This window comes from Adlercreutzia sp. DFI.6.23 (assembly GCF_024462535.1).
GTDB lineage: Bacteria > Actinomycetota > Coriobacteriia > Coriobacteriales > Eggerthellaceae > Adlercreutzia > Adlercreutzia rubneri.
On sequence record NZ_JANGBP010000425.1, the window covers coordinates 1 to 306 of the forward strand.

At 57.8% G+C, this 306-nt stretch carries 1 pseudogene; it reads left to right on the plus strand.

The annotated features are described in order from the left end of the window. Positions 1–95 precede the first annotated feature (95 nt). Positions 96–306 (plus strand): annotated as a pseudogene (locus tag NE591_RS13995) (elongation factor P); the annotation flags it as partial.

Here is a 306-nt window from a genome sequence, read left to right on the forward strand (position 1 = left end):
CAAACGCGGCGGGCGACCAGAGGGTTTGCCGCGGCGCGTGAGCAGGAAAGGAAACATCCGTGGCAAGCATTTCTACCGCCGATTTCAAGAACGGCATGTGCATCATCAACAACGGCAAGATATGCACCATCGTCGAGTTCCAGCATGTGAAGCCGGGCAAGGGCGGCGCGTTCGTGCGCACCAAGCTCAAGGACATCAAGACCGGCCGCGTGGTCGACTACACCTTCAACGCCGGCACGAAGTTCGATTCCATGCGTCTTGAGTCCAAGAAGATGCAGTACCTCTACAACGACGGCGCCGATTACT